General features: G+C 71.1%; 23 protein-coding genes. 10 read left to right on the top strand and 13 right to left on the bottom strand.

All coding sequences use genetic code 11. The features are described from left to right. Positions 1-113: 113 nt before the first annotated feature. Positions 114-1,583 carry a sugar transferase gene (locus tag DJ010_RS04570; protein WP_158282928.1) on the bottom strand — a complete coding sequence of 490 codons (1,470 nt, stop codon included), beginning with the start codon at positions 1,581-1,583 and terminating at the stop codon, positions 114-116. 197 nt (positions 1,584-1,780) lie between these two features. Here DJ010_RS04570 and DJ010_RS04565 point away from each other — a divergent pair, with 197 nt between their 5' ends. Further along, entirely contained in the window at positions 1,781-2,626 is an 846-nt protein-coding gene (locus DJ010_RS04565; RefSeq protein ID WP_109692385.1) for an N-acetylmuramoyl-L-alanine amidase family protein, read from the top strand. On the opposite strand, the gene DJ010_RS21970 is transcribed toward DJ010_RS04565, so the two are convergent. Beyond that, positions 2,611-2,778: a hypothetical protein gene (locus DJ010_RS21970; protein WP_158282927.1), complete on the bottom strand. Its 168-nt coding sequence runs from the start codon at positions 2,776-2,778 to the stop codon at positions 2,611-2,613. The genes DJ010_RS04565 and DJ010_RS21970 overlap by 16 nt on opposite strands. Before the next feature lie 222 nt (positions 2,779-3,000). Here DJ010_RS21970 and DJ010_RS04560 point away from each other — a divergent pair, with 222 nt between their 5' ends. From DJ010_RS04560 to DJ010_RS04545, 4 genes are read left to right on the top strand one after another with little or no spacing between them, the layout of a single operon-like run. Continuing rightward, the gene (locus DJ010_RS04560; protein ID WP_109692384.1) at positions 3,001-3,933 is read left to right on the top strand and encodes a glucosyl-3-phosphoglycerate synthase; all 933 of its coding nucleotides are present in this window, start codon (positions 3,001-3,003) and stop codon (positions 3,931-3,933) included. Continuing rightward, positions 3,933-4,793: a dihydropteroate synthase gene (folP, locus tag DJ010_RS04555; protein WP_109692383.1), complete on the top strand. Its 861-nt coding sequence runs from the start codon at positions 3,933-3,935 to the stop codon at positions 4,791-4,793. Before DJ010_RS04560 ends, folP begins: the two co-directional genes overlap by 1 nt. Next, complete coding sequence (locus DJ010_RS04550) at positions 4,790-5,284, top strand: class III extradiol ring-cleavage dioxygenase family protein (protein ID WP_109692382.1); 495 nt, start codon at positions 4,790-4,792, stop codon at positions 5,282-5,284. Before folP ends, DJ010_RS04550 begins: the two co-directional genes overlap by 4 nt. Positions 5,285-5,311: 27 nt before the next feature. Beyond that, entirely contained in the window at positions 5,312-5,917 is a 606-nt protein-coding gene (locus DJ010_RS04545) for a rhomboid family intramembrane serine protease (RefSeq protein ID WP_245927182.1), read from the top strand. A 3-nt stretch (positions 5,918-5,920) separates the two neighbouring features. On the opposite strand, the gene DJ010_RS04540 is transcribed toward DJ010_RS04545, so the two are convergent. The 5 genes from DJ010_RS04540 to DJ010_RS04520 all read right to left on the bottom strand — a co-directional run bounded on the left by DJ010_RS04540 (position 5,921) and on the right by DJ010_RS04520 (position 11,673). Continuing rightward, a complete protein-coding gene (locus tag DJ010_RS04540; protein ID WP_109692531.1) occupies positions 5,921-6,952 on the bottom strand; it encodes a LacI family DNA-binding transcriptional regulator in 1,032 nt (343 codons plus the stop codon). 10 nt (positions 6,953-6,962) lie between these two features. Next, the gene (locus DJ010_RS04535) at positions 6,963-8,441 is read right to left on the bottom strand and encodes a glycoside hydrolase family 1 protein (protein WP_109692381.1); all 1,479 of its coding nucleotides are present in this window, start codon (positions 8,439-8,441) and stop codon (positions 6,963-6,965) included. Next, positions 8,438-9,280, bottom strand: a complete 843-nt coding sequence (locus DJ010_RS04530; protein WP_245927181.1) for a carbohydrate ABC transporter permease — start codon at positions 9,278-9,280, stop codon at positions 8,438-8,440. The genes DJ010_RS04535 and DJ010_RS04530 overlap by 4 nt, the downstream gene beginning before the upstream one ends. Next, on the bottom strand, positions 9,277-10,260 hold the full coding sequence (locus DJ010_RS04525; protein ID WP_109692530.1) for a carbohydrate ABC transporter permease: 984 nt from the start codon (positions 10,258-10,260) through the stop codon (positions 9,277-9,279). The genes DJ010_RS04530 and DJ010_RS04525 overlap by 4 nt, the downstream gene beginning before the upstream one ends. 111 nt (positions 10,261-10,371) lie before the next feature. Beyond that, positions 10,372-11,673, bottom strand: coding sequence for an ABC transporter substrate-binding protein (locus DJ010_RS04520; protein WP_245927180.1), 1,302 nt, complete (start codon positions 11,671-11,673; stop codon positions 10,372-10,374). Between the two features lie 265 nt (positions 11,674-11,938). On the opposite strand from DJ010_RS04520, the gene DJ010_RS04515 reads away from it, so the two are divergent. Further along, complete coding sequence (locus DJ010_RS04515) at positions 11,939-13,042, top strand: ABC transporter ATP-binding protein (protein WP_109692379.1); 1,104 nt, start codon at positions 11,939-11,941, stop codon at positions 13,040-13,042. A 122-nt stretch (positions 13,043-13,164) separates the two neighbouring features. On the opposite strand, the gene DJ010_RS04510 is transcribed toward DJ010_RS04515, so the two are convergent. Both DJ010_RS04510 and typA read right to left on the bottom strand, forming a co-directional pair. Further along, entirely contained in the window at positions 13,165-14,109 is a 945-nt protein-coding gene (locus tag DJ010_RS04510; protein WP_109692378.1) for a putative endonuclease domain-containing protein, read from the bottom strand. Between the two features lie 226 nt (positions 14,110-14,335). Further along, entirely contained in the window at positions 14,336-16,231 is a 1,896-nt protein-coding gene (gene typA / locus DJ010_RS04505) for a translational GTPase TypA (RefSeq protein WP_109692377.1), read from the bottom strand. Positions 16,232-16,297: 66 nt separating this feature from the next. Between typA and DJ010_RS04500 the strand changes: the two genes are divergently transcribed. Both DJ010_RS04500 and DJ010_RS04495 read left to right on the top strand, forming a co-directional pair. Next, complete coding sequence (locus DJ010_RS04500) at positions 16,298-16,987, top strand: aspartate/glutamate racemase family protein (protein ID WP_109692376.1); 690 nt, start codon at positions 16,298-16,300, stop codon at positions 16,985-16,987. Positions 16,988-17,124: 137 nt separating this feature from the next. Continuing rightward, positions 17,125-17,670, top strand: coding sequence for a hypothetical protein (locus DJ010_RS04495; RefSeq protein ID WP_109692375.1), 546 nt, complete (start codon positions 17,125-17,127; stop codon positions 17,668-17,670). A 21-nt stretch (positions 17,671-17,691) separates the two neighbouring features. Here the strand turns inward: DJ010_RS04495 and DJ010_RS04490 are convergent, their stop codons facing one another. Beyond that, positions 17,692-18,447, bottom strand: a complete 756-nt coding sequence (locus DJ010_RS04490) for an SDR family NAD(P)-dependent oxidoreductase (protein ID WP_109692374.1) — start codon at positions 18,445-18,447, stop codon at positions 17,692-17,694. A gap of 88 nt (positions 18,448-18,535) precedes the next feature. Between DJ010_RS04490 and mshA the strand changes: the two genes are divergently transcribed. Together mshA and DJ010_RS04480 are read left to right on the top strand one after the other, a co-directional pair. Then, complete coding sequence (gene mshA / locus DJ010_RS04485) at positions 18,536-19,798, top strand: D-inositol-3-phosphate glycosyltransferase (protein ID WP_109692373.1); 1,263 nt, start codon at positions 18,536-18,538, stop codon at positions 19,796-19,798. Positions 19,799-19,802: 4 nt separating this feature from the next. Further along, the gene (locus DJ010_RS04480) at positions 19,803-20,315 is read left to right on the top strand and encodes a type III secretion system chaperone family protein (protein ID WP_109692372.1); all 513 of its coding nucleotides are present in this window, start codon (positions 19,803-19,805) and stop codon (positions 20,313-20,315) included. Here the strand turns inward: DJ010_RS04480 and DJ010_RS04475 are convergent. The 3 genes from DJ010_RS04475 to DJ010_RS04465 all read right to left on the bottom strand — a co-directional run bounded on the left by DJ010_RS04475 (position 20,303) and on the right by DJ010_RS04465 (position 23,271). After that, entirely contained in the window at positions 20,303-21,265 is a 963-nt protein-coding gene (locus DJ010_RS04475; protein WP_109692371.1) for a DMT family transporter, read from the bottom strand. The two genes, DJ010_RS04480 and DJ010_RS04475, sit on opposite strands and share 13 nt — an antisense overlap. Positions 21,266-21,421: 156 nt before the next feature. Then, complete coding sequence (locus DJ010_RS04470) at positions 21,422-22,099, bottom strand: response regulator (RefSeq protein ID WP_109692370.1); 678 nt, start codon at positions 22,097-22,099, stop codon at positions 21,422-21,424. Next, positions 22,096-23,271 carry a sensor histidine kinase gene (locus tag DJ010_RS04465; protein WP_109692369.1) on the bottom strand — a complete coding sequence of 392 codons (1,176 nt, stop codon included), beginning with the start codon at positions 23,269-23,271 and terminating at the stop codon, positions 22,096-22,098. The genes DJ010_RS04470 and DJ010_RS04465 overlap by 4 nt, the downstream gene beginning before the upstream one ends. Between the last annotated feature and the right edge of the window lie 4 nt (positions 23,272-23,275).

Here is a 23,275-nt window from a genome sequence, read left to right as displayed (position 1 = left end):
CAGCGAGCGACCGTATCGAGACGCGTCTCGATACGTCCTCGCCTGGCGGCTCGGACTACTCGACGACCGAAAGGCCAACCGAAGGGCCCGGGCTGCTCGACCGACGAGGTCGGTTAGTAGGCGCCCTTGCCGAGGACGACGACGCCGAGGGTGCGCCACAGGATGTGGAGGTCCTGGAGCATCGACCAGTGGTCGACGTAGTAGAGGTCGAGGCGGATGGCGTGCTCCCACGAGAGGTCGGAGCGGCCGGAGACCTGCCACAGGCCGGTCATGCCGGGGCGGACGTGGAGCCGGCGGCGAGCGGCGGCGTCGTACTGCGCCACCTCGTTGGGGAGCGGCGGGCGGGGGCCGACCAGGCTCATGTCGCCGCGGACGACGTTCCAGAGCTGAGGGAGCTCGTCGAGGGAGAACCGGCGCAGCCAGCGACCCGGCTTGGTGATGCGCGGGTCGTCCTCCATCTTGAAGAGCCCGCCCTCGTAGCCGCTGGCGACCTTGAGCGCGGCGAGGAGGTCCTCGGCGTTCGGCACCATCGTGCGGAACTTGGCGCAGCGGAACGGCACGCCCTGGCGGCCGACGCGGGACTGGTTGAAGAGGACCGGGCCGCCGTCGTGCAGCTTGATCCGCAGCGCAATGAAGGCCAGCAGCGGGCTGAACAGGACCAGCAGGACGCTCGCGCCGACGACGTCGAACATCCGCTTGCCGATCTTGGTCGCCTGCGACCAGGCGGGGGTGCCGAGGTGCATCAGCGGCAGGCCGCCGACGGGGCGGAGCGTCGCGCGGTCGCTGATGGTGATGCCGGTGGCGCTCTGGGCGACGACGACGTCGATGCCGCGCTCCTCGAGCTGCCAGAGCTTCTCCTGGAGGTCCTGCGCCGAGCTCGACGAGCCGCCGGCGAACAGGATCAGCCGGGCGTCGGAGGCCAGCGCGGCGCGGGCGACGTCCTCGGTGGAGCCGACGACGGGCACGCCGCCGACGGTGTGGCTCGCGTCGCCCGGAGGCGTCACGGCGCCGATCACCCGGTAGCCGAGCCAGGGCGTGCGGTTGAGCACGCCGTGCACGTCGTCGACGTACGCCGGGGAGCCCGCGATGAGCACGGGCACGGCCAGGTGACCACGGATACGCAGCCGGTGCAGCACGTTGCGCGCCCCCCACCGAGCGAGCAACAGGCCAGGAAGACCGACTGCGAAGAGCAGGACGAAGAAGGCACGCGAGACATCGGCCTGGGTGACGAACAGGATCAGCGCCAGCAGCCCGGTGTAGGCGAGCGTCGCGTTGAGCACCCGCTTGTACTCGTCGCTGCCGCCGCCGAGCACCTGCCGGCGGTAGCCGCCGCCGAGGGCGACGACCAGGATCCAGCCGAGGGCGACGAGGGTGCCGCTGCCGGTGCTGGCCAGGTTCTGGCTGGCGTCCGGGTCGAACATCGGCATGCCGTTCTGGAAGTACGACGCCGAGCCGCCCGCCGCGGCGATGACCGCCAGGTCGAGGGCGATGAGGGAGTGCGGCAGGAACCGCAGGCTCCGGCTCGCGGGTGCCGAGAGGGCCTTGGTGCGCGTGGCGCCGACGTGCCCGACTACCGCCGTCACCAGATCACCTCAACCGTCGTGTCCAAGACAAAGGGGGTGCTGCACGTGCCGAAGTCCCCTTCGTCGGCACGCAGGACCAACGACCTGATAAGTGATCGGTTACACCGCTCACGGTGATGTCTAGACCACGCCCGCGAGCCGATGGATTCCATGTCAACAATCGCCGGAAACGCCGGACAGCCTAGGCTCGAGCCCCTATGATCCGCGCTTCGCTCGCCGCTGTCGTGCTGCTGCTCGGCGGCTGCTCGGGCGTCTCCGAGACCCCGGTCGGCGAGCGGTCCTCGCCGGCCACCCGGACCCCTTCGACCCCCCGCGCGGAGGTGCCGCGGACGACAGTGACCGCCGAGACCCTCGTGCCCGTGCTGCCGCTCGCCGGCCGGGTCGTCGTGCTCGACCCCGGCCACCAGCTCGGCAACGGCCGGTTCCCCTCGGAGATCGGCCGCCTGGTCGACGCCGGAGGCTTCACCAAGCCCTGCAACACCACGGGCACGTCGACCGACGCCGGCTACCCCGAGGCGACGCTCAACTGGGAGGTCGCCCGGCTCACCGGACGGCTGTTGCGCCGGCTCGGCGCTCGCGTCGTGCTCACCCGGTCGTCGAACGCGGCGGGGGAGTGGGGGCCGTGCGTCGACCAGCGCGGTCGCGCGGGCAACCCCGGCGAGCCGGGCCCGACCGCCGACCTGAAGATCAGCATCCACGCCGACGGCTCGCGGACGCCGGGCGCTCACGGGTTCCACGTCATCGCCCCCACCGATCGGGAGCCCTGGACCTCCGACATCGCAGCTCCGTCGTTGCGGCTGGCCGAGGCCATCAGGGACGCGCTCGTCGAGGAGGGGCTCCCGCCGTCGACGTACGCCGGCAGCGCGGGCATCGACGTCCGCAGCGACCTCGGCACCCTGAACCTGGCCGACGTCCCGACCGTGCTGGTCGAGCTCGGCAACATGCGCGACGCCGGGGACGCAGCCCTCATGACGAGCGGCTCGGGACGGCGGGGGTACGCGGCCGCCCTCGCGGACGCAGTGGAGCACTACCTGACCTTGTGAGAGCCTGCGTGCTGGTGCTCATCGTCGTCCCTGATCGGGCGGGTCTGCGCGTGGGTCTGGATCGCCGACATCCGGTTGCGCCGTTTGCCGCCGTAGTGACCTCCGTGCGGGCAGGCCTTGCCGTACTTGGCCCGGCACCGGGCCTTCCTCATCCATCTGCGGAGAGCACGCATCAGGAAACCGGAACTTTCTCCCCCCAGTGAGAGAACTGCCGACTTCTTCCCGAGTCAGGGCACACAGTCTGCCCGCTGTTCCCGCCTGCGTCCCCGGATCCGATACATTCCCGCCGCTCGAGGGCGGGACGGGGCCGGTCGGCCCGGGTCGGAGCCGGTCGGTAATGTCGAAGACATGGCTGCCGAACGCTCGGGACGCCCGTGAGCGGCACGCGGACCGCGCACTGGGACGACTGGACCCTCGAGGAGCTGCGGCAGGCCAAGGGCGACACCGGGGTCAGCCTCGTCGTCCCCGCCCGCAACGAGGCCGGCACCGTCGGTGACGTGGTGGCGCGGGTGCGTGAGCGCCTCGTCGACACCGTCGAGCTGGTCGACGAGATCGTCGTCATCGACAGCGACTCCACCGACGCGACGTACGACGCCGCGGCCGGTGCCGGCGCGATCGTGCACCGCTCCGCGGAGATCCGCCCGGACCTCGGCACCCACCCGGGCAAGGGCGAGGCGATGTGGAAGTCGCTGTTCGTGACCCGCGGCGACGTCATCGTGTTCATGGACGCCGACCTCACCGACTGGGACACCCACTTCGTCCCCGGCCTGCTCGGCCCGCTGCTGACCTGGCCGGACGTGCAGCTGGTCAAGGGCTTCTACGAGCGGCCGGGCGAGGACGGACCGCTCGACGGCGGCCGGGTGACCGAGCTGGTCGCCCGTCCCCTCATCTCGCTGCTCCACCCCGCCCTGCAGGACGTCGTGCAGCCGCTGGCCGGCGAGTGGGCGGTGCGACGACAGCACTTCGCGTCGCTGCGGGTGCCGACCGGGTACGCCGTCGAGCTGGCCTCCCTCGTCGACACCGTCACCGCGCTCGGCCCGGCCGCGATCGCCCAGGTCGACCTCGGCAAGCGGGCCCACGGCCACCAGCCGCTCCTCGACCTCGGCGCGATGGCGGTGCAGATTCTCGCCGCCACCCTCCACCGCGCCACCCCCGCCGACCCGTCGCAAACTCACGCCGAGAACCCGCCGACCCGTCGCGAAGTTCGCGACGGGTCGACGATCCTGCGGCAGTTCCTCCAGGGACCGGTCCCCCTCGACCGGGTCGTGGAGATCGTGGAGCGACCGCCCGCGGAGACCTACCTCTGATGCTCGAGCTCGGCCGCCACACGTTCGCCGACGACGCCACGCTGATGATGGCGATCGTCAACCGCACGCCCGACTCGTTCTACGACAAGGGCGCCACCTGGGCCGAGGACGCCGCGTTCGAGCGGGTCGCCGCGGTCGTCGAGCAGGGGGCGGAGATCGTCGACATCGGCGGCATCAAGGCCGCGCCCGGCGAGGAGATCGGCCCCGCCGAGGAGAAGGCACGGGTCGTCGACTTCGTAGCGCGGGTGCGGGAGGCCTACCCCGACCTCGCGATCTCCGTCGACACCTGGCGGGCCGAGGTCGGCGACGCGGTCTGCGCGGCCGGCGCGGACCTGCTCAACGACGCCTGGGGTGGCGCCGATCCCGACCTGGTCGACGTCGCTGCCGCGCACGGCGCCGCGATCGTCTGCACCCACACCGGCGGGGTGACGCCGCGGACCCGCCCCTTCCGCATCGAGTACGACGACGTGGTCGCCGCCGCGATCGCCGACACCGTGGCCTACGCCGAGCGCGCGCTCGCGGCCGGTGTCGCGCGGGAGTCGATCGTGATCGACCCGGCCCACGACTTCGGCAAGCACACCTTCCACTCCCTCGAGCTCACCCGGCGGCTGGGGGAGATGGTCGACACCGGCTGGCCGGTGCTGGTCTCGCTCTCCAACAAGGACTTCGTCGGCGAGGCCCTCGGCCTCCCGGTGGGCGAGCGGCTCACCGGCACCTTGGCGACGACCGCGATCTGTGCCTGGGCGGGGGCGCGGATCTACCGCGTCCACGAGGTCGTCGAGACCCGGCAGGTGGTCGACATGGTGGCGACGATCGCGGGTCGCCGGCCGCCGCAGCGCGCCATCCGGGGGCTGCAATGAGGATCGTGCTGGTGCCGGGAGTGCCGGCGCTGCTGCCGTCGTACGCCTCGATCGAGGACCCGGTCGCCGACCTCCGCGCCGCCTGCCACCACGCCGTCGCCGAGCTCGGTCCGCGGGTGCGGGTGCTGGCATCGTCCCCCCTCGGCGAGCGGGTGGCGCGCCACCTGCTCGGCGCGGCCGGTGCCGAGGAGAGTGAGGCCGACCCGACCGGCGCGCTGGTCGTCGCCAACGGATCGGCGAAGCGGACGGTCAAAGCGCCCGGCCACCTCGACGAGCGCGCCGAGGCGTTCGACGACGACCTGCGCCGCGCGCTGGTCCAGCCGCTCCCGGCCGGACTGGCCGGCATCGACGTCGACCTCGCCGCCGAGCTGTGGGCCGACGTCGGCGCGATGCCCGCTCTCGCGGAGCTGCTCACGCCCGGGACGACGGCGGAGGTCGACTACGACGACGCGCCGTACGGCGTGCAGTACTGGGTCATCCGCTGGTCCTGATCCGCGCCGAGCGGGCACACTGACCGCGTGGAGATCAGAGGTCGGGAGATTCCGGTCTGGGTGCAGGCCGCGGCGACGATCGGCGTGTTCACCGCCCTGCTGTGGGTGATCGAGATCGTCGACGCGGCGATGGACCACCGGCTCGACCAGTACGGCGTGCAGCCCCGGTCGGACGAAGGGCTGCTCGGCATCCTGCTTGCCCCGCTCCTGCACGGCGGCTGGGACCACCTGTCGGCCAACAGCGGTCCGCTGCTCGTGCTCGGGTTCCTCACCCTCGCGGCCGGACTGCTGCGCGGGCTGGCGGCGGCCGCCGTGATCTGGGTGGTCGGCGGCGTGGGCGTCTGGCTGGTCGCGGGAAGCAACACCAACCACATCGGCGCGTCCGGGCTGGTCTTCGGCTTCCTCGTCTACGTCGTCGTGCGCGGCGTGGTGAACCGGAGGTTCTGGGAGATCGCCCTCGGCGCCGTCGTCCTGTTCATCTACGGCGGGATCCTGTGGGGCGTGCTGCCCGGCCAGCCGGGCGTGTCCTGGCAGGGCCACCTGTTCGGGGCGATCGGCGGCGCGATCGCAGCGGTGGTGGTCAGCCACCGCCGCGACGAGGTGCTGCGCGGGTTGGTGCCGGGCCGCGACTGAGGCTCAGGCCGAGCCGCGCACCACCAGCGAGGGCGGGAAGATCACCCGGATCGCCTGCCGCTCGCGCTCGCCCTCGATCTGCTCCAGCAGCAGCCGGGTCGCGTGCTCGGCCATCTCGCCGATCGGGTTGCGGATCGTCGTGAGCGGCGGCACCGTGCGCTCGGAGACCCCGAGGTCGTCGTACCCCGTCACCGCGACGTCGTCCGGCACCCGCCGGCCCAGCCCGGACAGCACCCGCAGCGCGCCGGCCGCCATGAGGTCCGAGGCGACGACCAGACCGTCGAGGTCGGGGTGGCGCGCCAGCAACTCCTTGGCGGCGTTCTCGCCGCCGAGCTCGGTGAAGTCGCCCTCGACGACGGCGTCGTCGGGCAGCCCCGCTTCGCGCATCGCGGCGCGGTAGCCCTGCAGCCGGTCGGCACCGGCCGCCATGTCGCCGGGCCCGGTGATCGTGCCGATCGCGCGGCAGCCGCGTTCGATGAGCAGCTCCGTCGCCAACCGGCCGCCCGCGACGTTGTCGGTGTCGACGTAGGCCACCTTGTCGGCGCTGGTGAACGGGCGCCCGACGAACGCGCACGGCAGCGCGAGCGCGGCGAGGTAGTCGGCCAGCCGGTCGTTGCGGTGGTGGGAGACGACCAGGGCGCCGTCGATGTGGCGCTTGCGGAGGTAGCGCAGCATCCGCCGCTCCTCGTCGCCCGGCCGCGCGAGCAGCAGCACCAGCTGCAGGTCGCGGGCGGCGAGCACCCGGTTGACGCCGCGCAGCGTGTGCACGAAGAACGGGTCGGTGAAGACCCGCTCGTCCGGCTCCGGCACGACCAGCCCGATCGAGTCGGTGCGCCGGGTGACCAGGCTGCGCGCGGCCTGGTTGGGGGAGTAGCCCAGCGACTCCACCGCGGCCTGCACGGCGGCCTGGGCCGTGGCGCTCACCCGGTTGCCGCCGTTGATGGCCCGCGACGCCGTTGCCCGGGACACCCCGGCCAGGCGCGCGACCTCGTCGAGGGTGGGGGCGTCCCCGGGTCCCTCGTTCGGCTGCTGCACACGGGCCACGCTAGTCGTCTCCAGGGACGATCCCGGTCGCGGCGACGCCGGCGTACCAGCGGGCGCTGGCCTTCGGCGTGCGGACCTGCGTGTCGTAGTCGACGTGGACGATGCCGAACCGCTGGCCGTAGCCGTAGGCCCACTCGAAGTTGTCGAGGAACGACCACACGAAGTAGCCGCGCACGTCCACGCCGCGCTCGATGGCGTCGTACGTCGCCCGCACGTGGCCGCGGACGAAGTCGAGCCGGTCCTGGTCGTCGACCGTGCCGTCGGGGCCGACCACGTCGGGGAACGCGGCTCCGTTCTCGGTGATGTAGAGCGGCGGCGGGTCGTACTCCTCCTTCAGGCGCACCAGCAGCCGGGTCAGCCCCTCGGGCTGGATCTCCCAGTCCTGCGCGGTCACCGGGTAGCCGCGGCGCGGGAAGCTGAGGTCGTCGCCACCGGGGTACGGCGAGAGGACCGGCCGCTCCGGCTGCCGGGCGCGCGAGCCGAGCAGCTCGTCGGCGTCGTGCCGGGCGGTGGAGGGCCCGTCGCCGTGGTAGTAGTTCACGCCGAGCACGTCGAGCGGGGTGCTGATCAGCGCGAGGTCGCCGTCCTGCACGACGTCCTGCCACGGGCGGTCGCGCCAGGTCATGCCCTCGGTGAGGGCGTCCAGCCCCTCGGCGTACCGGCCCTTCAGGATCGGGTCGAGGAAGACCCGGTTCCACAGGTGGTCGACCTTGTCGGCGGCGGCGACGTCGCCCGGGGACGTGGGGTCGAACGGGTCGGGCACGGTGAGGTTGAGGGTGATCCCGAGCTCGGCGGAGGTGCCGCGGCGGCGCAGCTCGTCGACGACCAGGCCGTGGCCGAGCATCAGGTGGTGGGCCGCGACCAGGCCGGCGACACCCTCCTGCCGGCCGGGGGCGTGCTGGCCGCCGGTGTAGCCGAGGAAGGCCGAGCACCACGGCTCGTTCATGGTGGTCCAGTACGGCGCGCGGTCGCCGATGGCGTCGTACAGGGTGAGGGCGTACTCGGCGAACCGGTAGGCGGTGTCGCGGTTGGTCCAGCCGCCGACGTCCTCCAGCGCTTGGGGGAGGTCCCAGTGGTAGAGCGTGATCCACGGCGTGATGCCGGCCTCCAGCAGCGCGTCGGTCAGCCGCGCGTAGAAGTCGATGCCCTTCTGGTTGGGGGCTCCGGCGTCGGGTCGGACCCGCGGCCACGCGGTGGAGAACCGGTAGGCGCCGATGTTGAGCGACTTCATCAGCGCGACGTCGTCGGCCATCCGGTGGTAGTGGTCGCACGCGACGTCGCCGTTGTCGCCGTCGATCACGGCGCCGGGGACCCGGGCGAAGGTGTCCCAGATCGACGGCGTCCTGCCGTCCTCGGCGACCGCTCCCTCGATCTGGTAGGCCGCGGTGGCCGTGCCCCAGAGGAATCCGTCGGGGAAGCGCAGGCCGTCGACGGTGTCGGTGGCGGTTCCTGCGGTGGGGTGCTCGATGCGGGAGGTCATCCCTTCACAGCTCCTTGCATGATGCCGGCGACCAGGTTGCGGCCGGCGACGACGAACAGGATGAGTAGCGGGATCGTGGAGAGCCCCGCGCCCGCCAGGACGAGCGCGTAGTCGGTGGTCTGGCCCTGGCCGGTGAGGGCCAGCCGGTCGAGCGCGATCTGCAGCGTCTCGGTCTCCTGCAGCGCGACCAGCGGCCACATGTAGTCGGTCCACACCGTCATGAAGGTGAAGACGAACAGGATGGCCATCGCCGGGCGCGCGGCGGGCACGGCGACCGTCCAGAACGTGCGGAGCATGGTGGCCCCGTCGACCCGGGCGGCCTCGATGAGCTCGTCGGGGATCGCGTCGAGGAGGTACTGGCGCATGAAGAACACGCCGAACGCCGTCACCAGGCTCGGCAGCGCGACGGCGAGCAGGGTGTCGAGCAGGCCGTAGTCGCGCATCAGGATGAACAGCGGGACGATCGCGAGCTGGGTGGGGACCGCCATCGTCATGACGACGAACCCCATGAGCACGTTGCTGCCGCGGAACCGCAGCTTCGCGAAGCTGTAGCCGGCCAGCGTCGAGAAGAACACGACCGAGGCAGCCGCACCGCCGGAGACCAGCAGGCTGTTGAGCATCGCCTGCCAGAAGTCGACGGTGTCGAACACCCGCCGCGCGTTCTCGAGGAAGTGCCCGCCCGGCAGGAGCGGCGGCGGCTTCTGGGCGGCTTCCCCCTTGGTGTGGGAGCCGATCATGAACGACCAGTAGAGGGGGAGCGCCGACCCGATCACGAACGCGGCGAGCAGCGCGTAGACGACCCAGCCCGGGCGGCGGTCGGCGGCGGACCCGGCGCTCACGAGCCGCTCCTGCGGGTGAGGAGCCGGGTGATCGCGAAGTTGAGCAGCGCGATCCCGACGATGATGAGGAAGAGGATCCACGCCGCGGCCGACGCGCGGCCGTAGAACTGGTCCTCGATGCCCTTCACGTAGATGTAGAGCGTCGTCGTCATGAACTGGTGGTCGGCGCCGCCCTCGCGGTTGGGGGTGTCGTCGAAGAGCCGCGGCTCGGTGAAGATCTGCAGGCCGCCGATGGTGCTGGTGACGATGACGAAGATCATCGTCGGCCTGATCATCGGCAGGGTGACCGACCAGAACTGCCGGATCCGCCCGGCGCCGTCGAGGGAGGCCGACTCGTAGAGGTCGCGTGGCACCGCCTGCATCGCGGCCAGGAAGATCAGTGCGTTGTAGCCGGTCCAGCGCCAGTTGACCATGCTCGCGATCGCGAAGTGGCTCCACCACCGGTCGACGTGCCACCGGATCGGTTCGAGCCCGAGCCCGTCGATCACGGCGTTGACGAGACCGGACTTGTCGGCGAACACGCTGCCGAAGATGAGGACGGCGGCGGCCGGGGCGACGACGAACGGGACCAGCACGCTCATCCGCCAGAACGTCCGTCCTCGCAGGTGGGTGTCGAGGAGCGCCGCGACGCAGACCGCGACGATGACCTGCGGCACCGACGACATCAGGAAGATGCTGAAGGTGTTGACGAGCGACTTGATGAAGACCGGGTCGTTGAGGACGAACCGGAAGTTCTCCAGTCCGGAGAACTCGCCCTGCTGGTAGTAGAGCCGGTCCCAGTCGTGGAGCGAGAGCCAGCCCGTGTAGAGCAGCGGGTAGAGGCCGACCAGGCCGAACAGGATGAAGAAGGGGGAGATGTAGAGGTACGGCGAGAGCTTGACGTCCCAGCGCGAGCGGCGCTGGCGGCGCAGCAACCGTCGGTCGGTCGTGGGTGGCGCCGGCTCGGGTTTCACCTCGCCGGCCTGCTCCTCGGTCAGCATCCTGGTCTCCGTCGTCTCCGTGGTCTCCGTGGGCACCGCGTTCGGTAGTGGCGCCAGGCCGCCCGGGGCGGTTGGTTCCGGGCGGCCTGGCGGGTTCGCGTCAGCCAGGGATCACTGGAGTGCCGCGACCTCCTGGGTGAAGGTGTCCCAGGACTTCTGGGGGTCGGTGCCCTGGTCGACCCGGTTGATCGCATCCTGGAACTTTCCGAGGATGTCGGAGTAGAGCGGACCGTGGTAGGGCTGGACGGTGATCGCCTCGGCGCGGTTGGAGAAGATCTCGCCGGCAGGGGCGTCGTTGAAGTACTCGTCGGTCGCCCCCGTCACCGTGGGGTCGGCCAGCGCGTCGACCTGCGAGGGGAAGTTGCCGGTGAGCTGGAAGATCTTCGCCTGCTGCTCAGGGGCGGTGATCCAGGTGATGAACTCCAGCGCCTCGGTCTGGTGCGGCGAGGTCTTCGGGATCGTCAGGTAGGACCCGCCCCAGTTGCCGCCGCCGCCGGGGAAGACGTCGGCGATGTCCCACACGACGCCCTTGGGCGCCGGGTCACCGGTGTTGTCGCGGATGTTGCTGCGCATCCAGCCCGGGCACGGCACCGTCGCGACCTTGCCGTCGTTGAAGTTGGCGGTCCAGTCGTCGCTCCACTGGGGGACCTGCGGCGAGAGCGACTCCGAGTAGCGGGAGACCGTCTCGTAGACGTTGGCGAGCCCCTCGTTGTCGAGGTTGACGGTGTTGTCGGCCTCCTCGAAGGGGTACTCGACCTGGTTCAGCATGGCCTGGGCGACCGAGCCGCTGGCGTCGTACCAGTAGGCGTCGGAGTTCTTGACGAACTCCTCGCCGAGCGCGAAGTAGTCCTCCCAGGTGGTCATCAGCGCGGCGACCTCCTCGCGGTCGCTCGGCAGGCCGGCCTCCTCGAAGAGGTCGGCGCGGTAGCAGATGGCCTCGGGGCCGGCGTCGGTGGCGTAGCCGAGCAGCGCACCGTCCTCGGTGGTCGCGGCCGCCTCCTTGAAGTCCAGCCAGCGGCCCTCGACCTCGTCCTGCGAGAGGTCGACCCAGCGGTCGGGAGCGGCGACGAGGGCCGGCATGAAGTCGCCCTCGACGGCGACGATGTCCGGGAGCCCGGAGCCCGCCTGCAGCTTGGTGTTGAGCTCGTTCTTCCAGTCGTCCCAGAGCGAGACCTTGGTCTGCTCGACCTGGATCTCGGGGTTCGCCGCGTTCCACTCCTCGATGAGGGCGTCGTAGCCGAACTCGCCGAACGTGGTGATGGTGAGCGACTCGCCCTCTTCGAGGCTCTCCTGCTCGGCCGACTTGGTGGGGTCGTCGTTGCCACCGCAGGCCGCGGCGAGCGTGACGACGAGGGTGGTGATGGCGCCGGCGGCGAAGGTGCGCCGGATGCGGGGGAGGGGCGTGTTGCTCACGGTGACACTCCTGACGTGCTGCTGTTCGTCGTTGCTTCGACTCCGGCTCGAGCCGGACCTGTGGGGTGGACGGGTGTGAGAGCGCTTCCACACTTTTTCCGCCGTCACCATGACATGCGTCACACGGGGTGTCAACGATTCTGTCGCAGGAGCGCAAAATTCGTGTTTCAGCTGGGTTGCTGGGTCTGAGAGCGCTTCCACTAGACGGCGGCCGCTTCTCGCCGTACGGTGTCTCGCGATCGATCGACCCGCTGAGAGGACCGCCATGGCGACGGTGCGTTTCGACCATGCTGAGCACATCTACCCGGGTGCCAGCCGGGCAGCTGTCTGCGACTTCGACCTGACCATCGAGGACGGCGAGTTCATGGTGCTCGTCGGCCCGTCCGGGTGCGGGAAGTCGACGTCGCTGCGGATGCTGGCCGGGCTCGAGGAGTGCACCTCGGGCTCGATCTGGATCGGCGACAACGACGTCACGAAGGTCGCACCGAAGGACCGTGACATCGCGATGGTGTTCCAGAACTACGCGCTCTACCCGCACATGACGGTCGCCGACAACATGGGCTTCGCGATCAAGATCGCGGGCGTGCCGAAGGCCGAGCGCCGGCAGCGGGTGGAGGAGGCGGCCAAGCTGCTCGACCTCACCGAGTACCTCGACCGCAAGCCGCGCGCCCTCTCCGGCGGCCAGCGGCAGCGCGTCGCCATGGGCCGCGCGATCGTCCGGAAGCCCCAGGTCTTCCTGATGGACGAGCCGCTCTCGAACCTCGACGCCAAGCTGCGCGTCTCCACCCGCACGCAGATCGCCGCCCTCCAGCAGCGGCTCGGCGTCACCACCGTCTACGTCACCCACGACCAGGTCGAGGCGATGACGATGGGCGACCGGGTCGCCGTCATGAAGGACGGCGTGCTCCAGCAGGTCGACACCCCGCTCGCCCTCTACGACCGCCCCGCCAACCTCTTCGTCGCCGGCTTCATCGGCTCCCCCGCCATGAACCTGCTCTCCGCCAAGACCGCCGGCGACGGCGTCGCGGTCGTCGACGGCTACGAACTCCCGATCTCCCGCGCCGCAGCCGCCTCCTCGACCGGCGAGGTCACCATCGGCGTACGCCCCGAGGCCTGGCGCGTCGCCGCCCACGGCGAAACCGGCTACCCCGTCACCGTCGCCGTCGTGGAGGACCTCGGCGCCGACGCCTTCCTCTACGCCACCCCCACCGGCGTCTCCGACCAGCCCGCCGACGGCGTCCTCCACCAGGTCGTCGCCCGCGTCGAGGGTCGCCACGACTTCCAACGCGGTCAGCAGGTGCTGCTCACCGCCGACCCCGAGCGGGTGCACCTCTTCGACACGGCTACCGGGGAGAGGTTGGCGGGGTAGGGGTTGGTGGCGGGGCGGGGTGCTCGGGAGGGCGCGGGATACCCGGCCGGCCGGGTATCCCACGGGTTGTCAGCCATTGCAGAGGCGGACAACCCATGGGAGGAGCGGACAACCTAGGGCCGTCACGCGGCAGCAGCCATCAGGTTGCGGATCCGCTGGACGATGACCTCCGGGCGCTGCAAGTCGTCCCAAGTGATGCGGACGCAACGCCAACCAGTGAGCATGCAGATCTGCTCCTCGCGATGCTTTTCGCGCAGGACCACGTCGGCGACGGTCTCGCCTGGTCCGAGGTGCTTGACATATTTCTGCAAGCCGTCGAACTCGAGGAACAGCCGGTGCTCGGGCCACGCGAAGTCGACCCGACCGATCACCGTGCCGTTCTCGTCGCACACCTCGACCTGCAGCTCCGGGCGGGGAAGGCCTGCGCGCCAGATCATGTAGCCGGTGCGTGTCTCGCCGACTGACTCGTGAAGGCCGTCCGCCAGCCGGACCACCAGGTCGGTAGTGAGGGTCGACGGCCAGCTCGTCATCAAGGCGTACCGCGACCTCAACTGCTCGGAAGTCGTGAGCCCGCGCCGGAGGAAGTCGTCGGCCACGCAGATGCAGGCCTCGACGGGGGCGACGGTCGTGGTCTCGAGCAGCGCTCGCGTGGGCGCCATCACCCGCCGCCCGTCGACATCGACGACGTCGCCGTCGAGGAGGACGCCGCGATGCTGACGCACGCCGGCAGCCGATCGACCGGTCTTGCCGTCGGGTCTGGTCAGGTGGGAGACCGAGAGGTTAAGGCCCCACAGCGGTCCTCCGTTGAAGGCGACCGCCGAGGTGTGGGACGGGATGACCTCCACATTGGACTGCCGGATCGTGGCCAGGCAGAACAGGCGGTACCGCTCGGCGGTGTCGGCCGCGCGCCAGGTCTGACCGAAGACGTAGGCGCCACGTCGCACCCGGTGCCATGCCTTCGTGTCGACCAGCTTCTTGATCGTGTCGTCCCGGTAGCCGAGGTCGTTGGCCTCGTGCCGGAGGAACACACCGTGGTCGACGCAGATGGCGAGCAGTCGCGGGTCCATGCCGAGACCATCCCGCCGTACGCGGCTCGCCGCCACCCGGCAGGAGCCGAGCTGTGGATAAGTCAGTCGGTGGCAAGCCTGAGGACCGTGCGGCGCCCGGACTTGTCAGCCTGAGCCACGCGTTGTCCGCTCTTGCAATGGCTGACAACCCGCGGGATACCCGGTCGGCCGGGTATCCCGCGCCCGGCAGCTACCTTCACCGCCCGGCGCCCCCGCCCCTACCCGGTCAGCGCGTACCCTTCCGCGCCCGGGAGGCCATCTTGGCCCGCTCGTTCTGGTCGAGGACGACCTTGCGGATGCGGACGGTCTCGGGGGTGATCTCGACGCACTCGTCCTCGCGGCAGAACTCGAGGCACTGCTCGAGCGAGAGCTTCTTCGGGGGGATGAGCTTCTCGAAGTTGTCGGAGGTGGCGGACCGGATGTTGGTCTGCTGCTTCTCCTTGGTGATGTTGACGTCCATGTCGTCGGCACGCGAGTTCTCGCCGACGATCATGCCCTCGTAGACCTCGGTGGACGGCTCGACGAAGAGGATGCCGCGCTCCTGCAGCGAGGTCATGGCGTACGCCGTCGCGGCCCCTGCGCGGTCGGCGACCAGTGAGCCGGAGGCGCGTGAGCGGATCTCGCCGGCCCAGGGGAAGTAGCCCTCGGAGATGTGGTGGGCGATGCCGGTGCCGCGGGTCTCGGTGAGGAAGTCGGTGCGGAAGCCGATCAGGCCGCGGGCGGGTACGACGAACTCCATCCGCACCCAGCCGGTGCCGTGGTTCGTCATGCCCTCCATCCGGCCCTTGCGGTTGGCGAGCAGCTCGGTGATCGTGCCGAGGAACTCCTCGGGTGCGTCAATGGTGAGCCGCTCGAACGGCTCGTGCAGCTTGCCGTCGACCTCCTTGGTGACCACCTGCGGCTTGCCGACGGTGAGCTCGTAGCCCTCGCGGCGCATCTGCTCGACGAGGATCGCCAGCGCCAGCTCGCCGCGGCCCTGGACCTCCCAGGCGTCGGGGCGCTCGGTGGGGAGGACCCGGAGCGAGACGTTACCGATCAGCTCGGAGTCGAGGCGGTCCTTGACCAGGCGGGCTGTGACCTTGTGGCCCTTGCCGCCCTTGCCGACCAGCGGGGAGGTGTTGGTGCCGATGGTCATCGAGATCGCCGGCTCGTCGACGTGGATGAGCGGCAGCGCGACCGGGTTGTCCGGGTCGGCCAGCGTCTCGCCGATCGTGATGTCCGGGATGCCGGCGACCGCCACGATGTCACCCGGTCCGGCGCTCTCGCCGGGCTTGCGCTCGAGGCCCTCGGTGACGAGCAGCTCGGTGATCTTGACGTTCTTGACCTCGCCGTCGCGGCGCATCCACGCGACCTGCTGGCCCTTCTTCAGGGTGCCCTGCTTGATCCGCAGCAGCGCGAGCCGGCCGAGGAACGGGGAGGCGTCGAGGTTGGTGACGTGGGCCTGGAGCGGCGCGCCGTCGTCGTACTCCGGCGCGGGGATGGTCTCCAAGATCGTGCGGAACAGCGGCTCGAGGTCGGAGCCCTCGGGCAGCCCGCCGTTCTCGGGCTTGGAGAGCGAGGCGATGCCGGCCTTGCCGGAGGCGAACACGACGGGGAAGTCGAGCGCGTCCTGGCTGTGGTTCTCGTCGAGCAGGTCCATGAACAGCTCGTAGGTCTCGTCGACGACCTCGTCGATGCGGGCGTCGGCGCGGTCGGTCTTGTTGACCACGAGGATCACCGGCATGTCGGCGTTGAGCGCCTTGCGGAGCACGAACCGGGTCTGCGGAAGCGGGCCCTCGGAGGCGTCGACGAGCAGCACGATGCCGTCGACCATCGACAGCCCGCGCTCCACCTCGCCACCGAAGTCGGCGTGGCCGGGGGTGTCGATGATGTTGATCGTCATCGCGCCGCCGGCGAGCTCCTGCGCCGACGGCCCCGTGTAGTGGACGGCCGTGTTCTTGGCGAGGATTGTGATGCCCTTCTCGCGCTCGAGGTCGCCGGAGTCCATGACCCGCTCGGCGACGCCCTCGGCCTGGTGCGCGGTGAAGGCGCCCGCCTGGTGCAACATCGCGTCGACCAACGTGGTCTTGCCGTGGTCCACGTGCGCCACGATGGCGACGTTGCGCAGGTCGGTTCGCTTCATCTCAGACACGAGGGAACAGCCTATCCGCGCATCCCCGGTGACCTTGCATCGTGAGAGACTGCGGCCATGCAGACGATCGGCCTCGTCGGGGGCATGAGCTGGGAGAGCAGCGCGGCCTACTACGAGTTGCTCAACCGTGGGGTCGAGGAGCGGCTGGGCGGTCTCCACTCCGCCAAGACCGTCATGGCGAGCGTCGAGTTCGCCGAGGTCACCGCCCTGCAGGAGGCCGAGGACTGGGACGGCGTCGCCGACGTCCTCGCCGCCGCCGCGAGGTCGGTCGAGCGGGCCGGCGCGGAGTTCCTGATGCTCTGCACCACGACCTTCCACCGCGTCGCCGAGCAGGTCGAGGCCGCGATCGACATCCCGTTGCTCCACCTCGCCGACGTCGTCGCCGAGGCCGGCCGCGCCCAGGACGTCGAGTCGATGGCCCTCATCGGCACCCGGTTCGCGATGAGCCGCACCTTCTTCACCGAGCGGATCTCCCGCCACGGCCTGGAGGTGCTCACGCCCGACGCCTCCCACCACGACGAGCTCAACCGGATCATCTACGACGAGCTGGTCCACGGGAAGGTCGTCGACGACTCGCGGAAGTACGTCGTCTCCCTCATCGACGAGCTGTGGGACGCCGGCGCCGGCGGCATCATCCTCGGCTGCTCCGAGCTCGAGCTCCTCGTCAAGCAGGCCGACTCCGACCTGCCGGTCTTCCCCTGCACCACGCTGCACGTCGAGGCGGCGCTCGACCGCGCCCTCGGCTGACGCGCCCTCGCCCGAGCGTTGCCGGATGCGGTAGCGCCCTGGGAAAGACCCCGAGGTCCCGCCGCCGGACGTGCTCCAATCGTTCGTGAGGGAGCGCCGACACGGTCGGCGAGGTCGGGGGACCAGGGGAGGAACCGATGCGATTCGGTCGCGCGTACCGTCGCGCCGTCGGGCTCGGAGTCTGCGGGGTAGCGATCGGCATCGCTGCGCTCGCACCGTTCAGCGAGCGCACGACCGCGACGCTGGACCTGCGGGGCTCCGTCGCCGGGAGCGGGCGGACGGCCGAGCCCGTGCCGCCACCCACCGGCGGCGCGCTCGCCGCCACCGTCACCTGGCCCCAGGCCGCAGCGGACCTGGAGCCGGAGGACATCTGCATCGTCGTGTACGACGACGACGGCCTGGTCATGGACGGCGGCGAGGATGTCGTCGCGGCGATCCCCGGGCAGCCGGTCGCCGCCCGGTGGACAGCGGTCGGTCTCGCCGAGGGCCGCTACACGCTGTGGGTCGCCCAGTGCCCGAGCGCCGCCGACGACACCCGACGGTTCGTGGAACCGCAGTACCTCGGCGGCGGAGCGGACGCGGACGTGGCCACCTGGGTCGAGGTCACCGAGGGCAACCACGTCGACGTCGGCACCATCGCGCTGCACGCCGCGCCGCTGGCGACCTGGCCGGAGGCCTCCTAGCCCTCAGGGCTCCTCGATGCCCTAGGTCGTCGGGAGCCGGTGCACCTTGTGCTGGGCGGCCTGGGCCCGCGGACGGATGACGAGCGAGTCGATGTTGACGTGAACCGGGCGGGTGGCGACCCAGGTGATGGCGTCGGCGACGTCCTCGGCGGTCAGCGGGTCCGGCACGCCGGCATAGACCGCGTCGGCCTTCTCCTGGTCGCCGCCGAACCGCACCAGCGCGAACTCGTCGGTGCGGACCATGCCCGGCGCCACCTCGCAGACCCGCACCGGCTGGTCGTACAGCTCCAGCGGCAGGGTCTCGGTCACGACCTTGGTGCCGTGCTTGGCCGCGGTGTAGCCGCCCCCGCCCTCGTAGGCGACCCGGCCCGCCGTCGAGCCCACGTTGACGATGACCCCTGCGCCGCCGCTGCGGAGCAGGGCGGGCAGCAGGGAGCGGGTCACCTGCACCAGCCCGATCACGTTGACGTCGTACATCCGGCGCCACTCCTCGGGGTCCGCCTCCGCCACGGGCGTCGCGCCGAAGGCCCCGCCCGCGTTGTTGACGAGCAGGTCGAGCCGGTCCCCGACCGCAGCCACCAGCGCCGCGACGTCGTCGGCGTCCGTGACGTCGCAGACGACCGCGGTGCCGCCGATCTCCGCCGCCAGCGCCTCGATGCGCTCCGCCCGCCGAGCGGCGCAGATCACGTCGTACCCCTCCGCCGCGAGCCGGCGGGCCGTGGCCGCTCCGATCCCGCTGGACGCTCCGGTGACGACAGCCTGAGGAGAGCGCGACATGGGTACCAGTCTTGCAGTCGGGAATGCACGGCTGCCGACCCTGGTTGAGGGCTACGGTCGAGTGCGAGCCACGGCTCAGGAGGTGTGCATGACGGAGATCCGCCGGGTGGCGATGGTCAGCCTCCACACCTCTCCCCTCGACCAGCCGGGCACGGGCGACGCCGGCGGCATGAACGTGTACGTCGTCGAGGTGGCCCGCCGGCTGGCGGCGCGCGGCATCGAGGTCGACATCTTCACCCGGGCCACGAGCAGCATCCTCGACCCCGTCATGCCGCTGTGCGACGGCGTCCAGGTCACCAACGTGCACGCCGGGCCCTTCGAAGGCCTCACCAAGGAGCAGCTGCCCGGCCAGCTGTGCGTCTTCGCCCGCGAGGTGCTGCGCGCCGAGGCGGCGCAGCCGCTGGGCCACTACGACGTCGTGCACTCCCACTACTGGCTCTCCGGGCAGGTCGGCGCGCTGGCGCGGGACCGGTGGGGCGTGCCGCTGGTGCACTCCATGCACACGATGGCCAAGGTGAAGAACGAGGCGCTCGCCGAGGGCGACACGCCCGAGCCCGCCGAGCGGCTCATCGGCGAGGAGCAGGTCGTCGAGGCCGCCGACGTCCTCATCGCTAACACCGACCTCGAGGCCAAGCAGCTGATCAACCTGTACGACGCCGAGGCCGGTCGCGTCGAGGTCGTCCACCCCGGCGTCGACGCCACCGTGTTCCGCCCGCAGGACCAGGCCGCCGCGCGGGCGTCCCTCGGCATCCCCGCCGACGCCCACGTGCTGCTCTTCGCCGGCCGGATCCAGCCGCTCAAGGCGCCGGACGTGCTGCTGCACGCCACCGCCGAGCTGCTCCGCCGCCGCCCCGAGGTCCGCAGCCGCCTGGTCGTCCCGATCGTCGGCGGTCCCTCCGGCAGCGGTCTCGAGCGGCCCACCGCGCTCGCCAACCTGGCCGACGAGCTCGGCATCACCGACGTCGTGCGGTTCGTGCCGCCGGTGCCGCAGGACGAGCTCGCGGCCTGGTACGCCGCCGCCACGCTCGTCGCCGTACCCTCCTACAACGAGTCGTTCGGGCTGGTCGCCGTCGAGGCCCAGGCCTCCGGCGCCCCGGTCGTCGCCGCCGCAGTCGGTGGCCTCACCACCGTCGTGCGCGACGGCCGCAGCGGCCTGCTGGTCCCGACCCACGACGCCGTCGACTGGGCCCGCGCTCTCGAATCCGTCGTGATGGACCCGGCCCACCGCGACCGGCTCGCCGCCGGTGCGCTGGAGCAGGCGAGGCTGTTCTCGTGGGACGCGACGGCCGCGCAGACCCTCGGCGTCTACGAGCGTGCCGGGTCGTTGATGAGGGAGGCCGTGGCAGGCTGACGGGGTGAGCGAGCCCGCCGATCCTGCCGATCCTGCCGCCGTCGTCCGCGACTACTTGGTCGCCGAGGAGATCGAGCACGACGAGCCGCAGCCCGGCATGTTCACGTTCTCGCTGCCGGGTGAGCGCAAGCAGCAGACGCCGGTGCGGCTGGATGTCGGACCGCACTCGCTGTCGGTGCACGCGTTCGTGTGCCGGCGGCCGGACGAGGAGTTCGAACGGGTCTACCGCTGGCTCCTCGAGCGCAACATGCGGATGTACGCCGTCGCGTTCGGGCTCGACCACCACGGCGACATCTACCTGGACGCCCGGTTGCCCCTGTCGATGGTGAACCCCGAGGAGCTGGACCGGCTGCTCGGCTCGGTGCTGACCTACTCCGACGAGTCGTTCAACGCGATCCTCGAGCTCGGGTTCGAGTCGTCGATCCGCAAGGAGTGGGAGTGGCGGGTCTCCCGTGGTGAGTCGACCCGCAACCTGGAGGCGTTCCGCGGCTGGCTCGAGGCCGGTCAGACCGACTGACGGTCGGCCGGGTCGATCGGCGCCGGGGTCTCCGGCGGCGTCACCTCGGCCTCCTCGACCACCGGTTTGGCCGGCGACCGCCGCGTGATCGCGACGCCGACCAGGGCGAGCAGGCCACCGACGTACGCGATCGCGGGTGGCGTCTCGCCGAGGAACACCAGCGCCAGCACGATCGTGATCGGCGGCACCAGGTAGGTCGAGATGCCGAGCGCGGAGGCGGACATGTGCCGCAGCGCGTAGGCATAGGTCGTGAACGCCACCGCCGTCGGGAAGATCCCGAGGTAGAGCAGCCACAGCAGCGCCGACGTGGGCGCCTCGCTCGCCTCGGAGACCAGCGTCGGACCGAACGGCAGGCAGCTGGCCGCGCCGACGATGCAGGACAGCCAGGTGACGTGCACGGCGGACAGGTCGGCGACCAGCGGCTTCTGCAGCACCAGGCTGACGGCGTACGTCGCCGCGGAGACGAAGCACAGCAGCGCGCCCAGCACGATCTTGCTCGTCTCGACGTCGCCGTCGCCGCTGCCGGAGAGGCCGATCAGCGCCACGCCCGCGAACGCCACGATCATGCCGATCACGAGCGGCGTGGTGAACCGCTCGCCCAGGAACGCCGCCGCCAGGAACGCGACCAGCACCGGCGCGACCTGGAGCAGCATCGAGGCGGTGCCGGCGTCGACCCACTTCTCGCCCTGGTTGAGCGCGAGGTGGTAGAGCGAGAACCAGAGCAGCCCGATGACGACGATGGAGACCCACTGCCGTCGGCTCGGCCGCGGGAACCCCTGCCGCAGGGCCACGAACGCGAGCGCCAGCGCCGCCACCCCGATCCGCCCCAGCGTCAGCGCGCCCGCCGAGAAGTCCTGGCCGAGGTGCCGGATCGCCACGAACGCCGAGGCCCACAGCACCAGCGTCGTCGCCACGGCGAGAAGGGGCAGGACCGCGCGCTCGTTCGTCACGAGGAGGACGCTACGGCCCGCCGCCGACCGTCGTCGCGCGGATTTCGGTCATGGCGCCGCGAGATGCCGCCAGCCGCGATAGTCCCTGACGAAAAGCACCCGATTGGGGTGATCTGAGGTGCTTTTCGTCAGGGACTATCGCCCCCCGGCGCAGGCTCAGACCTCCAGCTTGTAGCCCAGCCCCCGGACGGTGACGAGGTACTTGGGTTCGCTGGGTTCGGGTTCGAGCTTGGCGCGGAGGCGCTTGACGTGGACGTCGAGGGTCTTGGTGTCGCCGACGTAGTCGGAGCCCCAGACGCGGTCGATGAGCTGGCCGCGGGTGAGGACGCGGCCGGGGTTGCGGAGGAACATCTCGAGCAGCTCGAACTCCTTGAGCGGCAGTCGCTGCTCCTGGCCGTCGACGGTGACGACGTGGCGCTCGACGTCCATGCGGACCGGGCCGACCTCGAGGGTGTCGGGCATCAGCTCGGTCTCGGTGCCGCGGCGGAGCACCGCGCGGATCCGGGCGACCAGCTCGCGCGGGGAGTAGGGCTTGGTGACGTAGTCGTCGGCGCCGAGCTCGAGACCGACCACCTTGTCGATCTCGTCGTCCTTGGCGCTGACCATGATCACGGGCACGTTCGAGGTCTGGCGGATGGTGCGGCACACCTCGGTGCCGGGGATGCCCGGGAGCATCAGGTCGAGCAGCACGATGTCGGCGCCGTTGCGGTCGAACTCGGTGAGGGCGGCGTTGCCGTCGGCGGCGATCGCCACCTCGAAGCCCTCCTTGCGGAGCATGTAGGCGAGGGCGTCGCTGTAGCTCTCTTCGTCCTCGACGACGAGTACTCGGGTCACTTCACAGTCTCCTGGGTCGGTGCGGGGACGGGCTCCTGCGGCAGGGCCTCGTCGTACGACGTGTGCAGCGGCAGGGTCAGGGTGAACGTCGACCCCTGTCCCTCCACCGACCACACGCGGACCTCGCCGCCGTGGGTGGCGGCGACGTGCTTGACGATCGACAGGCCCAAGCCGGTGCCGCCGGTGGAGCGGTGGCGGGCCGGGTCGACGCGGTAGAACCGCTCGAAGATCCGGTCGATCTCGTCGGTGGGGATCCCGATGCCCTGGTCGACCACCGAGATCTCCACGAACCCGTCGACCACCTCGGTCCTGACGAGCACCTTGGACCCGGGGTCGGAGTAGTGGACCGCGTTGGCGACCAGGTTGGCGACCGCCGCGGACACCTGCTCCTCGTTGCCGAGCACGGTGATCCCGGGGCGGCCCTCGACGAGGACCTTGATGTCCTTGGCGCCCGCGTCGATCGCGCTGGTGTCGACGCCGACCGCGATGACCTGGTCGAGGTCGACCACGTCCGGCGACTCGAGCGGCTCGTCGCCCTGCAGGCGGGAGAGGTCGATGACCTGCTGCACCAGGTGGCTGAGCCGGTCGCTCTCAGTGAGCATGCGGGTGGCGAAGCGCTGCACGGCCTCGGGGTCGTCGGCCGCGTCCTGCACCGCCTCGGCGAGCAGCTTGATCGCCCCGACGGGGGTCTTCAGCTCGTGGCTCACGTTGGCCACGAAGTCCCGCCGCACCGCCTCGACGCGGCGCTCGCGGGTGCGGTCCTCGACCAGCGCGAGCACCAGGCGGGAGCCGAGGGGCGCGACACGGGCGCTGACGTTGCGCGGCGGCCCGGAGGCGCGGGTGACGATCAGCTCGGCCTCGCGGATCTGCCCGTCGCGTCGTACCTCCCGGACGAGGGTGCTGAGCTCCTCGGACACCAGGTTGGTGCCGCGGACGAAGCCCATCGCGAAGGCGGGCGCCGACGCCTTGACGACGACGTCGCGGTCGTCGACGACCACCGCGCTGCTGCGCAGCACGGACAGCACGGTCGCCACGCCGGGCGGCACCAACGGCTCCTCGGTCGCCGGCCGGCGGTGCTGCTGGCGGTCCGAGAGGTGCCACGCGAGCACGGCGCCACCGGCCACGAGGGAGCCGAGCACGCCGGCGAGGAGCGCCTGGGTCGTCGGATCCACGTCA

It is taken from the genome of Nocardioides silvaticus, from assembly GCF_003160695.1.
Lineage (GTDB): Bacteria > Actinomycetota > Actinomycetes > Propionibacteriales > Nocardioidaceae > Nocardioides > Nocardioides silvaticus.
This window is presented reverse-complemented; position numbering and strand designations above follow the sequence as displayed.

Coding starts and splice junctions, on each gene's coding strand:
- DJ010_RS04565 (WP_109692385.1), top strand. CDS start 1,781: ATGATCCGCGCTTCGCTCGCCGCTGTCGTGCTGCTGCTCGGCGGCTGC.
- DJ010_RS21970 (WP_158282927.1), bottom strand. CDS start 2,778: ATGAGGAAGGCCCGGTGCCGGGCCAAGTACGGCAAGGCCTGCCCGCAC.
- folP (WP_109692383.1), top strand. CDS start 3,933: ATGCTCGAGCTCGGCCGCCACACGTTCGCCGACGACGCCACGCTGATG.
- DJ010_RS04550 (WP_109692382.1), top strand. CDS start 4,790: ATGAGGATCGTGCTGGTGCCGGGAGTGCCGGCGCTGCTGCCGTCGTAC.
- DJ010_RS04535 (WP_109692381.1), bottom strand. CDS start 8,441: ATGACCTCCCGCATCGAGCACCCCACCGCAGGAACCGCCACCGACACC.
- DJ010_RS04525 (WP_109692530.1), bottom strand. CDS start 10,260: ATGCTGACCGAGGAGCAGGCCGGCGAGGTGAAACCCGAGCCGGCGCCA.
- DJ010_RS04515 (WP_109692379.1), top strand. CDS start 11,939: ATGGCGACGGTGCGTTTCGACCATGCTGAGCACATCTACCCGGGTGCC.
- DJ010_RS04510 (WP_109692378.1), bottom strand. CDS start 14,109: ATGGACCCGCGACTGCTCGCCATCTGCGTCGACCACGGTGTGTTCCTC.
- typA (WP_109692377.1), bottom strand. CDS start 16,231: ATGAAGCGAACCGACCTGCGCAACGTCGCCATCGTGGCGCACGTGGAC.
- DJ010_RS04500 (WP_109692376.1), top strand. CDS start 16,298: ATGCAGACGATCGGCCTCGTCGGGGGCATGAGCTGGGAGAGCAGCGCG.
- DJ010_RS04495 (WP_109692375.1), top strand. CDS start 17,125: ATGCGATTCGGTCGCGCGTACCGTCGCGCCGTCGGGCTCGGAGTCTGC.
- DJ010_RS04490 (WP_109692374.1), bottom strand. CDS start 18,447: ATGTCGCGCTCTCCTCAGGCTGTCGTCACCGGAGCGTCCAGCGGGATC.
- mshA (WP_109692373.1), top strand. CDS start 18,536: ATGACGGAGATCCGCCGGGTGGCGATGGTCAGCCTCCACACCTCTCCC.